The organism is Edaphobacter dinghuensis (assembly GCF_014640335.1).
Lineage (GTDB): Bacteria > Acidobacteriota > Terriglobia > Terriglobales > Acidobacteriaceae > Edaphobacter > Edaphobacter dinghuensis.
Window position 1 is genome coordinate 347,793 of sequence record NZ_BMGT01000004.1, and the last position, 13,705, is coordinate 361,497.

Annotated in this window: 10 protein-coding genes; 8 read left to right on the forward strand and 2 right to left on the reverse strand. The window is 55.8% G+C overall.

All coding sequences use genetic code 11. The features are described 5' to 3' along the window. Positions 1-22 precede the first annotated feature (22 nt). From IEW09_RS17730 to IEW09_RS17755, 6 genes are all read left to right on the forward strand, one after another. Positions 23-739: an ABC transporter ATP-binding protein gene (locus IEW09_RS17730; protein ID WP_188555588.1), complete on the forward strand. Its 717-nt coding sequence runs from the start codon at positions 23-25 to the stop codon at positions 737-739. Positions 740-752: 13 nt separating this feature from the next. Beyond that, complete coding sequence (locus IEW09_RS17735) at positions 753-3,155, forward strand: ABC transporter permease (RefSeq protein ID WP_188555589.1); 2,403 nt, start codon at positions 753-755, stop codon at positions 3,153-3,155. Positions 3,156-3,269: 114 nt separating this feature from the next. Next, positions 3,270-3,974 carry an ABC transporter ATP-binding protein gene (locus IEW09_RS17740; protein WP_188555590.1) on the forward strand — a complete coding sequence of 235 codons (705 nt, stop codon included), beginning with the start codon at positions 3,270-3,272 and terminating at the stop codon, positions 3,972-3,974. Between the two features lie 2 nt (positions 3,975-3,976). Next, complete coding sequence (locus IEW09_RS17745) at positions 3,977-5,851, forward strand: TolC family protein (RefSeq protein ID WP_188555591.1); 1,875 nt, start codon at positions 3,977-3,979, stop codon at positions 5,849-5,851. Between the two features lie 15 nt (positions 5,852-5,866). After that, positions 5,867-7,264, forward strand: coding sequence for a sigma-54-dependent transcriptional regulator (locus IEW09_RS17750; RefSeq protein ID WP_188555592.1), 1,398 nt, complete (start codon positions 5,867-5,869; stop codon positions 7,262-7,264). Between the two features lie 301 nt (positions 7,265-7,565). Next, positions 7,566-8,696, forward strand: coding sequence for a sensor histidine kinase (locus IEW09_RS17755; RefSeq protein ID WP_229739432.1), 1,131 nt, complete (start codon positions 7,566-7,568; stop codon positions 8,694-8,696). A 34-nt stretch (positions 8,697-8,730) separates the two neighbouring features. Here the strand turns inward: IEW09_RS17755 and IEW09_RS17760 are convergent, their stop codons facing one another. Beyond that, entirely contained in the window at positions 8,731-9,786 is a 1,056-nt protein-coding gene (locus IEW09_RS17760) for a hypothetical protein (protein ID WP_188555594.1), read from the reverse strand. A gap of 76 nt (positions 9,787-9,862) precedes the next feature. Between IEW09_RS17760 and IEW09_RS17765 the strand changes: the two genes are divergently transcribed. Then, positions 9,863-11,920, forward strand: coding sequence for a C1 family peptidase (locus IEW09_RS17765; protein ID WP_188555595.1), 2,058 nt, complete (start codon positions 9,863-9,865; stop codon positions 11,918-11,920). Between the two features lie 65 nt (positions 11,921-11,985). Beyond that, entirely contained in the window at positions 11,986-12,294 is a 309-nt protein-coding gene (locus IEW09_RS17770) for a protease inhibitor I42 family protein (protein WP_188555596.1), read from the forward strand. A 161-nt stretch (positions 12,295-12,455) separates the two neighbouring features. Here IEW09_RS17770 and IEW09_RS17775 read toward each other — a convergent pair whose 3' ends face one another. Further along, positions 12,456-13,637: a glycoside hydrolase family 27 protein gene (locus IEW09_RS17775; protein ID WP_188555597.1), complete on the reverse strand. Its 1,182-nt coding sequence runs from the start codon at positions 13,635-13,637 to the stop codon at positions 12,456-12,458. Between the last annotated feature and the right edge of the window lie 68 nt (positions 13,638-13,705).

A 13,705-nucleotide genomic window follows, 5' to 3' on the forward strand; every position in this document is an offset into this window, starting at 1 on the left:
TTTCTGAAATAGGAGAGATGGAATGGCGGAAAACATTATCGAGATCGAGGATTTGACGAAGGTTTTTTATACCGATGAGATCGAGACGCATGCGCTCTCCGGTGTCCACCTGAACATCAACCGTGGAGAGTATGTGGCGATGTCGGGCCCATCCGGTTGCGGAAAATCTACGCTGCTCTCCATCATCGGGCTGCTGGACACACCGACCAGTGGGCGGTACACGCTGAACGGAAAAGAAGTCGCGAATTTAAATTTCGCCGACCGTTCGCGCATTCGAAATCAGGAGATAGGGTTCATCTTTCAGAGCTTCAATCTGATCGGTGATCTCACGGTTGCGGAGAATGTCGAACTGCCGCTGACGTATCGGGCAGGAATGCCCGCTGCCGAACGAAAGCGGCGGGTGCAGGAATCTTTGGAGCGTGTCCATATGGCGCACCGCATGCGGCACTATCCGGCACAACTCTCCGGCGGCCAGCAGCAAAGAGTCGCTGTGGCACGTGCGCTGGCTGGCTCCCCTTCGATCCTTCTTGCCGACGAGCCAACGGGAAATCTCGACTCGAAGAACGGCGAAGCAGTGATGAAGCTGTTGCAGGAGTTGCACGAAGAGGGTGCGACGATCTGCATGGTGACGCACGATCCGCGGTTCGCTGCTCACGCGGAGCGGCAGATTCATCTGTTCGACGGCAAGGTAGTGGCCGAGGGAGAACTTAATCGGCTCTTGGCGGAGATACAAGCGTAGCGCAGGAGGGCAAATGAGCCAATGGATGCAGGATGTGCGATATGCGCTGCGCCAACTGCGCCGATCGCCGGGATTCGCGCTGACATCGGTATTGATGCTGGCTCTGGGAATTGGCGCGACGACGGCGATGTACAGCGTCGTGAGCGAAGTATTGTTGCAGCCGCTGCCATATCCCGATCAGGGACGGCTGGTAGGAGTCGCATTTACGTTCCCGCAGGAAGAGCCGAATGCGGAACAGACTGGCCAGACGGCGGACTTTTTACTGGCACACAGCAAGAGCTTCGCCAGTATGGGCGTGGCAGACGATAGCGCGCTGGGTGCGAACTTTTCGCTTGGCAACGGCAAGCCGCGATCTATCCGCTCGCTGCGCGTGTCCTCTGGATATCTGCCCACGCTGGGAGTGGCCCCCATGCTGGGGCGATGGTTCACGCGGGAAGAAGACCAGCTGGGAGGCGCGCCGCTCGCGGTGTTGAGTTACGGACTCTGGAAGACCGCGCTGAATTCTGATGCGAATGCGGTGGGGCGCACGGTCGAGGTCAATGGCGATGTGTACACCGTGATAGGAGTGATGCCCGAGTCATTTGTCACGGCAGAGTCGCCGGACCTTTGGCAGCCGTTGCGGCTGGGGCCGGCAGTCGCAGGATACGATGGCACCAACTTCATGATGGTGGCCCGGTTGAAACCCGGTATATCGCTGGAGCAGGCGCAGGCAGAGTTGAAGACGCTGACCCCGGTGATCTATGAGCAATATCCGTACTTCTGGCATTGGTATCCGAAGGGACACGCGCTGCTGGAGCAACATGTGTGGCCCTTGCGGGATATCGTCGTCAGCGGCGCGCGGACGAGTCTGTTGAGCCTGATGGCTGCCGTGGTGATGGTGCTGCTGGTAGCGTGCCTGAACCTGGCGGGATTGATGACTGCGCGAGCGTTTGGGCGGCAACGCGAAGTAGCTGTGCGGATGGCGCTGGGAGCGTCGCGTGGGAACGTCACTCGGCTGCTGATGATAGAGAGCTTATTGGTGGCGATTGCGGGGTCCGCTGGAGCTGTAGGTATGGCGCGTGGCCTCAGGATGTTGATGCATGTCATCTCGCCAATCGCGCTACCACGTTTGAATCCGGGCGCTACAACAACGATCGGTATCTGGGGAATGCTGTGGTTTGCCCTGGCGGTGGGATGCGGGACGGCGCTGGTGTTTGGGTTACTGCCTGCGATGGGATTGTTGCGCCATGATGTGACGGGGTCGCTGGGAGGCGGCCATGCATCGGGCACCCCGGTATCCACGCACAAGACCGGAAGACTGCTGATGATTGGGCAGGTGGCGTTGGCAACGATGCTGCTCTCCGCCGGAGCCTTGCTGCTAGGGAGTTTTCTCAACATGCGCTCGATTCCAACAGGTGTCGTGGCGAAGCGGCTGGACGTGTTGCAGGTATACCTGAAGGGCGACAAGTATGCGAGCACGTTGCCGACTGCGCAGTTCATTGGCCGCGTTGAAGATGGTCTGCGAAAGATTCCAGGAGTCGCGCAGGTGGGGGCAGTCAACGGGCTGCCTTTGGATAGCGGATTGAACAACGACGGCTGGCCGGTGAAAGGAGGCAAGGAGCTGAGCCGCAACATTGATATCAGATTTGTGACGCCCGGGTTCTTTCACGCCGTAGGAACGCCGCTGTTGACAGGGCGGGATGTGACGATGGGCGACCGCGCGAATGGCGCTCCGGTAGCGCTGGTGAATGAGGCAATGGCGCAGTTGTGGTGGCATGGTCAGTCGCCGATTGGCGAATATGTGGTCAGGGAAGACGGCCAGCCGCGAGAGATTGTAGGCGTGGTTGCTGATTCGCATGACCGGGCGCTCGCTGGTCCGATCCGGCCGACGATGTATGAGCCGTTTGCGCAGGTGGATGACGCGACCATGAAGGCGATCAACGGTTGGTTCCCAACCTCGTTTGTGATTCGCGTAGCGGGAGATATGCCGATTGCTACAGACGTAGCGCATGCTCTGCATGATGCCGATCCCGAGGTGCCGGTAGGCAAGTTCGCCAAGATGCAGAGCTTTGTGGACAAGGAAGTGGCAGCCCCGCGGTTCTTCTCGTGGATGGCAGGCGGCTTCGCAGGTTTTGCGCTGCTATTGACGATGGTGGGACTGTTCGGCCTGCTGAGTTATCAGGTGGGTATGCGGACACGGGAGATCGGCGTTCGTATGGCTGTGGGCGCGGGACGCGGGTTGATTCTCCTGCTGGTCTTGCGGCGCGGCATTACGTTGACGCTGATTGGTTTGGGCATAGGGGCTTTGGGAAGTCTGGCACTACGTCGCGTTGTGGTCAGCGTGCTTATCGATACAGTCATACGCGGGGCAGAGATCTCGGCGGTGTGCTGGCGAGCGGGACGTTGGCCATTGGCTGTGCAGCGGCGGCCCTGTTGATCGCGGCACTGCTGGCGAGTTATTTGCCTGCACGAAGGGCAGCTTCGATTGAGCCGACACAGGCCTTGCGGGCGGAATAGGCTGATAAGAGCTTTCAAAGATGGAGACAGGACGATGATTGAGCTGAATCAACTGGAGCGCAGTTATAAAACAGGGCATACCGAGACATGGGTGTTAAGGCGAATCAAGTTGTCGATTCGCGAAGGAGAATTTGTAACCATCATGGGGCCATCGGGTGCAGGGAAATCATCGCTGCTGAATGTGCTCGCCATGCTGGATGACCAGTGGCGTGGCGAATTTGCGTTTAGCGGAATCGAGGTTCAGTCTCTGAACCGCAAGCAGCGAGCGGAACTGGCCAGGCAAAAGATTGGGATGGTCTTTCAGAGCTACCACCTACTGGATGACCTTACCGTGGCAGAGAATATTGACCTTCCCTTGTCGTACAAAAATATCCCCAGGTCAGAACGCCAGGCATTAGTTGCGGACACGCTCGATCGCTTCAATATTGTTGGCAAGAAAGACCTGTATCCAAGCCAGCTTTCCGGTGGACAGCAACAGTTAGTTGGCATCGCACGCGCAGTCATCCATCGGCCTTCGTTGTTGCTTGCCGATGAGCCGACAGGCAACCTGCAATCTGCGCAGGCAAAGGAGATTATGGAGTTGTTTCGACAGTTGAACGAAGAGGGCGCGACCATTGTGCAGGTAACGCACTCGGACGTGAACGCGCGCTATGGGACGCGAACCATTGAGTTGCGCGATGGATGGATCTCCTCGGATAGCGCAGAGGTTGGCGCAGGCAAGCAAGAGGTGCAGCTGTGAAGATGTCTACCTTCTTGTTCGCATGTGCAGCGACAGCGGTATTTGCGGCTTCCATATTGCAGGCGCAGGATGCTCCTCAACCCGCTCTACGATTGGATATACCTCACTCCGATAATCCGTTTAATGCGTATCATGCGACGTTAGCGCCATCACCGAATCTGGCAAACTCGGCAAGGCTCGATACCCTCATTCATAATGGCGTGCTGGATTTAAGTTTGAAGGACGCAATTGAGCTGGCTCTCGAGAATAACCTCGATCTTGCGATTGCAAGATATAACATTCCGATTGCTGAGGCAGATATTCTGCGAACACGGGCTGGAGGATCATTCCGCGGGGTAAACACAGGTGTTGTTCAAAACACGCCGGGTGGCGGAGTTGGCGGCTTCGGATCTGGATCGAATGGCGCTGGCGCGGGCGGAACGTCGGGCGGAGCAGGCGGTGCAGGTTCGGGCGCATCCGGACTGGTTCAATCGACACTTGGTGCTGGAACGAACGTCTCGTCATACGACCCGATGCTCACAGGATCGTTGAACAATGAGCACTACACCCAGCCATTATCCAATACCTCCATCTATGGCATCCAGACTCTGCAAGAGAACACGACCAACGGCAACATCGGGTACTCCCAGGCATTTCCAACGGGCACAACGTTGTCTGCGATCTTCGACAATAGTCGGGGTGCGACAAATAGTCCGAATAGTTTTCTGAATCCTACTCTGAATTCGTACTACCACGTTGCGCTACAACAACAGTTGCTGGCAGGATTCGGCTTTGGGCCGAATCTTCGATATCTGCGGATTGCGAAAAACAACCAGAAGATTTCTGATGCAGCCTTCAAATTGCAGGTGGTGACAACGATCACGCAGATCGAAAATATGTATTGGGATCTTGTTGCCGCGTATGAAGATGAACAGGTAAAGACACAGTCATTGGAGTTCGCGCAGCGGACACTGGACATTGGCCGCAAGCAGCTCGTGCTCCAGGCAATTCCTGCAATGGAAGTAATGAAGGACGAGGGCGAAGTTGCCAACTGCGAGCAGGATCTTACGATTGCGAAATCAACGCTCCAATTTCAAGAACTGCTAATCAAAAATGCACTAACGAAAAATTTGGATGACCCGGTTCTGGAAGCGATGCCTGTGCATCCTACTGACTCGAGTGCGATACAGCCTGATACGACAACCGGATCGACAGAAGATAGCACCGCGCTGGCTCTTCGTGACCGCATCGAATTGAAAGAGTCAGACATTGATCTTCAAAATCGAAACATAAGTCGAGATGCGGCTCGAAACGCTCTGCTGCCAACGGTCTCACTGATGGCGTACTACGGTGGCACCGGCCTGGCCGGTCCTCCTAATCCAGCATCCAATATTACTTCCACAGCCGAGACAAGCTGGGGTGGCGCAGTGCAGCACGCATTCAACAACACGGCTCCCGACTACTATGTGGGCGTATCGGTAAATATTCCGATACGCAATCGCGTGGCGAAATCGGATCAGTACCGCGCAGAGCTTGAGATGGGGCAGGCTCAACTTCGACTACAGCAGTTGAGAAAACAGATCCGCATCGAGGTGCGTAATGCACAGTACGCGCTGGAGCAGAGCAAGGCGCGTGTTGAATTTGCTACGAAGGCGCGCGACCTTGCGAAGAAAACCTTCGACATTACAGCGAAGGAGCAAGAGCTTGGCGCGGGATCGAGCTATCAGACACTAACTGCCCGGCACGATCTGGCCGAAGCGCAGTCCACGCTGGTGGCAGCGATGACGGCATATCAGAAGTCCAAGATTGAATTAGGGCGTTCTATAGGTTCGACGTTGGAGGATAACCAGATTTCGATAGAATCAGCGAGGACGGGCGTAGTCCCGGGCGAGCAGTAACGGGAGAACGCTGGTATGGTGTCGGAATCTAGAGCGAGCGATGTGCAATCAGGAAACGAGACAGCGTGCAGACTGCTCATTGCTGATGATCAGCCCCACATCCTCGAGGCACTGCGCCTGCTGCTCAAACCGGAGGGCTATCAGCTTGAGATGGTGCGTACACCAGCGCTTGCTCTTGAAGCATTAGCGCATGAAAGTTTCGATGGCGTTCTTATCGATCTGAACTACACGCGCGATACCACTTCCGGGCTTGAAGGGCTTGATCTGGTGACGCGTGTGAAGGAGCTGGATGCGCAGTTGCCGGTAATTGTGATGACGGCATGGGGAAACATCGATCTCGCTGTGGAGGCTATGCGCCGAGGCGCCGGAGACTTTATTCAGAAGCCGTGGGAGAATGCTCGCCTGCTCAACATCCTGCGAACGCAGATGGAGTTGCATCGCAGCCAGAAGCGAACGCAATGGCTCGAAGCGGAAAATCGCATCCTTCGTGCCCATGGTGTTCCGGACTTCATCGCATCGGCTGCAACGATGCGTCCCGTAGTCGAGATGATGGCTCGAATAGGACCCTCCGATGCGAACGTATTGGTGACAGGGGAGCATGGCACAGGCAAAGAGGTGGTTGCTCAAATGCTCCATCGATTGTCATCGCGTGCAGATCGCACGCTGGTAGCGGTCAATACAGGCGCGCTGCCGGAAGGAACCTTTGAGAGTGAGTTATTCGGCCATGTGAAAGGTGCCTTTACCGATGCACGCGCAGACCGGATTGGACGTTTTGAGCTGGCGAGCGGAGGAACACTCTTTCTCGACGAGATTGCGAACATTCCGGTGCGCCAGCAGGCTAAACTTCTGCGTGTGCTTGAGACCGGTGAAATGGAGCGAGTCGGATCTTCAAAGACGCAAACGGTAAATGTGCGCATGATCTCTGCAACCAACGCCGATCTGCGAGCAGAGTGTGCCGCGGGACGTTTTAGGGAAGACCTGCTTTTTCGTTTGAACACGGTCGAGATTAGCTTGCCGCCGTTGCGAGAGCGGCGCGAAGATATTCCAGCCCTGGCAGGATATTTTCTGACTCGATATGCGGCGCGCTATCGAAGGGCAATCGTAGGGCTGGAGCCGACGGCCTTGCAGATGATGATGCGTTACAGCTGGCCGGGCAATGTGCGGGAGTTGGACCATACCATCGAGCGCGCTGTTCTTATGGCCAGAGGTGACCGCATTGAAGCGCCAGATCTTGGATTGCAGGCGCAACCGGTTTCTGCGCAGAGTCTCGATGATATGAGCCTTGAAACGGTAGAGGCAATCCTGATTCGCAAAGCGTTGGCGCGCTTCGATGGCAATGTTAGCCACGCTGCCGATGCACTGGGCCTCAGCAGGGGAGCGCTCTATCGGCGCATAGAGAAATATGGTCTCTGAGCAAAGGTCGAGCAGCCCAACTCGACGTAAGCGGTTGCCGCTTGGCGCTTCGAGACATCGGCTTAGCTTTGAACGACGGTTACGCATCTGGCTTTATCGGCTTAGCTTTGAACGACGGTTACGCATCTGGCTTTATCTGCTTGGCTTGCCGGCTCTTATATTGTGCTGGGTTTTGCTATGGCAGCATTCTGTCGATATTTCGATTCAATGTCTGCTTCTGCTGGTATTTGCAGCTGGTTGGGCGCTTGCAGTTTCCTTCTTAACCGAGCAGATTATTCGTCCCTTGCAAACCTTGTCGAATGTGGTAGCAGCTCTGCGCGAGGACGATTATTCCTTTCGCGCTCGTGGCGGGCGCCGAAACGATGCTCTCGGTGATCTGGCATTGGAGATCAATGCGTTAGCAGCGATGTTGCAGAGTCAGCGGGCAAGTTCTCTCGAGGCTATGGCTCTTGTGGAGCGGGTGATGAGTTCTATGCAGTCGCCCATGCTTGCCTTTGATCCCGAAGGCAGATTGAAGTTATTGAATACAGCAGGTGAGCGTGCATTTGGCTTGAGCGTCTCTACGGCGCTGAATCGCTCTGCAGAGGTGCTCAAGCTAACGCATCTTTTGAAGGCAAGCGACGACGATCTGCTCTCTCTTGATGGAGCGCAGCCGACGGCGCGTTGGGTCGTCAAGCGATCGAGCTTTCGCCTGCGCGGAGTGCCTCATACGCTGCTTGTGCTCTCTGATGTCAGTGCAGCGCTGCATGAAGAGGAGCGCACCGCCTGGAAAAGGCTGATCCGGGTACTTGGTCATGAGATAAACAATTCGCTCACGCCAATCAAATCGATTGCTGGCAGTCTACGCGGAAGGTTCACTTCTTTGCAGACGAGCAATATAGACCGCAGCGATTTTGCGAGTGGCCTTGAGGTGATTGAGAACCGCGCCGAATCACTGAACCGCTTTCTGCAAGCCTATCGGCAGCTCATGGGGCTCCCTGCTCCGAAGCTGGCCCCGGTATCGGTGACGATGATGGTGGAGTGCGTGGCGCGGTTGGAGACACGGATTAATGTTGCCGTAATGAGCGTGTCCGATGTGGAGCTGAAGGTGGATGCAGACCAGATTCAGCAAGCTCTTATCAATTTGACGCGAAATGCTGTAGAGGCGGCGTTGAGTGTTGATGGAATGGCCGACGAAGAACCCAGAGTAGAGATCGCGTGGGAAAACAGCGAGAGTGAAATCGTCATCTCCGTTCTGGACAATGGTGCGGGGTTGATGAATGCGGAAAATCTCTTCGTCCCGTTTTATACAACCAAGCCCTGCGGTACTGGTATTGGATTAGTGCTCGCCCAGCAGATTGCGCAAGCCCATAAGGGCACCGTGCATCTTGCCAATCGTAACGATGGACAAAGCGGCTGCAGGGCAGAGCTAAGACTGCCGCATCGGTCATAAAGCTGCTTCATGACGCCATGTGTGGCTTTTCCGCTCACAGTTCCTTGCCGGAGTACCAGCGAAAAGGGCGTATCTCCTGAGGATGAGAACGCACATAAGACAGAATATGGTGACGCTTTTGTGGGCCGCGGTACGAGCTCCAGCTTTGCTCGCGGTGTCCCGGCACAAGTGTAGGTTGTACCTCTGCAACTCTCTGAAATAAGGAGAGCCAGCGTTTTTTTATCGAAGCCAGCGAAAGATTCATCCGAGCCGCCAGCTCACTGTCCGATCCTCCACGAAGGGATTCGGCAAGTAGATGCTTGTCAGTCTCATGCAGATGAAGAATAGGCTCCTGATACTGAAACAGAGCGGCTGCAACTGAGCCGGAGACCGATAACGCATCTTTCCGCGTCATGATCGAAAGGCCGCGATCTTCCTGCGCGTAGGTTTCGACTGCGCGCCAAACCCCAGAGGAATGATGGAACTGACGTTGCGTTTCACCAGTCCACTCGATAAGTATCCGGTTCAGGCGATACCCAAGATGCGCTTCCATAAAGGTGAAGGGCAATAACATGTGAACTTCATCGAGCTCATCCTGGCTGAGAGAGTCGTTCAGGTAATCGCCGTTCAAAACGACGAGATCCACAGGACAATGAATATCTTCGCCACATAATACTGACTCAGGCAAGATGACAGATCTTTTCGATGCAATGCTGGCAAGGATCCGGCTGTTGAGATACGGTCTTGGTCGCTCGAGCTCCTGCGTCGCAAAATCGGGAGTAACAAATACGCTCGATCCCGATGCGACAATCCGCTTCATGTGCTTGGGCGTGGAAGATTCGATGACGACAGAGTTAAAACATCGGCTTCGAACCAGCAATCTCCATATCTTTAATGCAGGCTCGTACCCAACAATCTCCGCACCCATGTGCCGCGGTTCAATATTGAAGCAATCGGTTAGATCAGCTTCGCACATCTCACGCCAGGTCATAGCATCCCCCTGTTTTGCCGGGGCCCCAAAACTAGAGAAGTAGCCTTTTAGGATATTGCAACTCTCTGCAAAATTGTCTAACTTTTTGCAGATTCGAAAGCCGGCAATGCTGTCGGCCAACCCCGTTTTCCTATCGTCTTACCGGGCCCGCACTCTTGCTGCGTTACAGCGGCCATCCTTTCGTCGAGGTAAGAACATGGCAATCCCTTTGGCTACACTACAAACGCAAATCTCCGCCTTAGGACTGCGCTGGCGTGCCGCAGTCACCGTCAACTCAAACCATACGCTCGAACAAGCCAAGAACAGAACAGGATATGTTCCTGGACCGGGCAAGCCCTCCTTGCAGGATCGAGAACAGATTTCGCTGAAGAATCTGACAGCCCTGGCACAACCAGTGGCGCCGTCGCCCGCAGCAGGGGCAACCACAGCGGTGAAGCCTGACCTGCAGAAGCTGCCGATTGAACCGATCAAGCCCATTCCAATTCCAATTCATCCAATCATTCTTGTGCCCTCTGCGTTTGATTGGCGCAGCCACAACGGCGGAGACTACGTTACCCCCATCGTCGATCAGGGAGGTTGCGGATCATGCGTAGCCTTCGGCAGCATTGCGGCGATGGAATCGTGGATCCGCATCGTGTGGCAAAATCCGACACTAGCCGTGAAGAAGTCGGAGGCGCACCTGTGGTTCTGTTACGGACCGGCGGCCGGTGCAGGAGCCTGTCCAGGCGGCGGTTGGTGGCCTGATCCCGCCTATAGTGCCATGCAGCAGGGAATAACCGATGCTTCATGCTTTCAGTACACCAGCGCCAATCAGCCGTGCAACCTGTGCTCGAGCTGGCAGGAGACGCTAACCCATACGTCGGGCTGGCATACGATCGGCAGCGGTGTGTACGACATCAAAGCCTATATCGCAGAGCATGGACCGGTAACGACATGCTTCACCGTGTACGAGGACTTCTATTATTACTACTCGGGTGGCGTCTATACCTATAACGCGCAGACCTCCGGGTCAGTGATCGGCGGTCACTGTGTCTGCATCGTCGGATACGACGACGCGGAGGGCTGCTGGATACTCAAGAACTCATGGGGAAGCGGATGGGGCGAAAGCGGCTTCTTCCGTATGAGCTACGGAAGCTGCGGCATCGACGCAGAGGTGTGGGCGATTGAGGGAATCATCGTTCCGGCGACAGTCGGTCGGGGCAGCCATATCGATGGCTATCAAACCTCATTCAATAACCAGCAGCATGTGAACTTTATTGGCACTGATAGTCATGTTCACGAACTGGTGTACACCGACCATTGGGCGCATAACGATCTGACCGCGGCAGCGGGCGCACCAAATGCCGCAGCCGGAAGCCCGCTCGATGGATATGAGACTGCATACAGCAGCCAGCAGCACGTGAATTACCTTGGCACTGATGGCCATGTTCACGAGCTGTATTACACCAACCGCTGGGCACACAACGATCTGACGGTCGTTGCAGGTGCTCCTGCTGCGGCTTCGTGGAGTTCGCTCGATGGATATGCGACAACGTTCAACAATCAACAGCACGTCAACTTCATCGGCGCAAACTGCCATGTCTACGAACTGGTCTACACCGATCATTGGGCGTGCAACGACCTCACTCAAATTACCAAGGCGACAAACACCGTTGTGGGCAGCCCGTTGGATGGCTACCAGACGACGTTCAACAACCAACAGCATGTGAACTATATTGGCGAAGACGGCCATGTGCATGAGCTGGTCTACACCGACCACTGGGCGCATAACGACCTCACCAATGCCGCCGGTGCTCCCGGTGTCACGCCAGGAAGCGGGTTGGATGGCTATCAAACTTCGTTCAACAATCAGCAGCACGTCAACTTTATTGGCCCCAATAACCATGTCTACGAACTCGTCTATACCGATCACTGGGCGCATAACGACCTTACCCAGATAACCGGTGCCCCTGTCACCGCTTCGCAAAGCGCACTCGATGGCTACCAGACGACGTTCAACAATCAACAACACGTCAACTACCTTGGTGCCGACAATCATATTCATGAGCTTGTCTACACCGACCACTGGGCACACAACGACCTCACCAGTGCCGCCGGTGCACCGGGTGCCATGGCGCGAACTCCGCTCGATGGTTATCAGACAACATTCAACAACCAGCAGCATGTGAACTATATAGGCGCAGACGGACAGATTCACGAGCTCGTCTACACCAACCATTGGGCGGACAACGATCTGTCCGAGGTTTACCATTAGTGTCTCCGCAGGTCCGTATATACGGGCCTGCGAGAACACTTCCGTCATGTCGTTGGAGCCAATCTATGTCCGAAACACAGCTGCCGGATCATGTCGATCTGCAAGTGAATGAGGAAGTCTCCATCGTCCTGCCGAGTGTAGGTCTTTCAGGTTATGTGTGGCAGTTGCAGCAGAGCGGTAACTCCGGCGTAGCGGAGGCCGCTCTGCGACGCGAGAAGATTGAGGGTGCCGGCATAGGCCGTGCCGCGCCGGAGAAGCTCGTCATCCATGCTGCCGCTCCAGGCAAGCTCACGCTGAACCTTGCGTTACGACGGCCGTGGGAACACGATTCCGCTCCATTGCAAAGTCATACGCTTGAGATAGACGTCACCTGATCGCGACTCTCCGTAGTCTGTTCTACTACCGCGCCCAAAGGACGACGGCTCAGTAATAGAACCCAAGCGTCCCGCCTTTGACTGCGAAGCTCTCAGCGCTGGCCGTTGCCCACACGCGTTAGGTGTGTAACGCGCAACTAAATTGCTGGGCGGTGCACCGTTTACTTGCTGACGATGAGCAGCGCCGCTCCATGCTTGGGAAGAGTCTCCGTGACGACTCCCTTGCGCTGGCCCATGTCCTTCTGCTCCCAGACATCGCGCACATTGCCGCCGTTGCGAAATCCAATGGCAGCCAGATCCACGGAGACCTCGCGAACGCTCCAGCTCCGATTGAACAGCCCAACCGCCACGCGTCCACCGCTCAGCGGCTTTGTCCACACATCCAGATCGCCGCTCTCGTATAAGCGATCGCCCTGCTTGCCCAGTGAATCCTGATCGATAGCGATGGCGTCCTTGTTCATCAAAATGCTCTTGTCGCTATCGCTCATCTTGCTCAGATCGTTGCCCGCAAGCAGCGGCGCAGCAAGAATCACCCACAGACTCATGTGAGTCTTGTATTCATCCTCAGTCATCTTGCCGTTGCCGACCTCGAGCATGTCCGGATCGTTCCAGTGCCCCGGTGCCGCATACTTCGACAGACCCGCCTGGCTGAATCCAATCGCGATCATGCGCCCATACGAGTCGTCGATGTCGTCGGTGGTCCGCCACATGTTCGCGCCCAATCCCGGTCCCCACTTCCACGGCTGATCGACCCCATACTGGCAGAGGCTATAAAGAATCGGCCTTCCTGTCGCCTTCAGCGCATCGCCCATCTTGCGATAAGCCGCAATCATCAGATCCTTCGCTGCATTCGGATCGTTCGGATGCTCGGCCTTTGCCTGGTTCATATTGTCCTGAAACGAGCACAGATCGTACTTCAGAAAATCTACGCCCCACGAGGCGTACATCTTTGCATCCTGGGCCTCATGGCCAAGGCTGCCTGCATATCCGCCGCAGGTCTTCGCGCCCGGTGAAGAGTAGATCCCAAACTTCAGCCCCTTGGAGTGGATGTAGTCGCCCAGAGCCTTCATGTCCGGAAAGCGGCTGTTCGTATGCAGAACGCCCTGCGCATCGCGCTCGCCCTGCCAGGTGTCATCTACATTGACGTAGACGTAACCTGCATCGCGCATGCCCGTGCTCACCAGCTCATCCGCCGCTGAACGAACATCGGCATCGGTCACATGACCGGCAAAGTGGTTCCAGCTATTCCATCCCATCGGCGGCTTGGCGGCAAGGCCATTCTGGCCAAAGGCAGAGACAGAACAGAGCAGAAGGGCACACGAAAAAGAGGCGAGTGTTCGCATTTTGAGAAGGCTCCTGAAAGCGGTTACAAAGTCGCGTCTAAGCATACAACGTTGAACCCTTCTTTAGC

Excerpts from the sequence above, each read along its gene's own strand:
- IEW09_RS17730 (WP_188555588.1), top strand. The coding sequence starts at position 23 with ATGGCGGAAAACATTATCGAGATCGAGGATTTGACGAAGGTTTTTTAT.
- IEW09_RS17735 (WP_188555589.1), top strand. The coding sequence starts at position 753 with ATGAGCCAATGGATGCAGGATGTGCGATATGCGCTGCGCCAACTGCGC.
- IEW09_RS17740 (WP_188555590.1), top strand. The coding sequence starts at position 3,270 with ATGATTGAGCTGAATCAACTGGAGCGCAGTTATAAAACAGGGCATACC.
- IEW09_RS17745 (WP_188555591.1), top strand. The coding sequence starts at position 3,977 with ATGTCTACCTTCTTGTTCGCATGTGCAGCGACAGCGGTATTTGCGGCT.
- IEW09_RS17750 (WP_188555592.1), top strand. The coding sequence starts at position 5,867 with ATGGTGTCGGAATCTAGAGCGAGCGATGTGCAATCAGGAAACGAGACA.
- IEW09_RS17765 (WP_188555595.1), top strand. The coding sequence starts at position 9,863 with ATGGCAATCCCTTTGGCTACACTACAAACGCAAATCTCCGCCTTAGGA.
- IEW09_RS17770 (WP_188555596.1), top strand. The coding sequence starts at position 11,986 with ATGTCCGAAACACAGCTGCCGGATCATGTCGATCTGCAAGTGAATGAG.
- IEW09_RS17775 (WP_188555597.1), bottom strand. The coding sequence starts at position 13,637 with ATGCGAACACTCGCCTCTTTTTCGTGTGCCCTTCTGCTCTGTTCTGTC.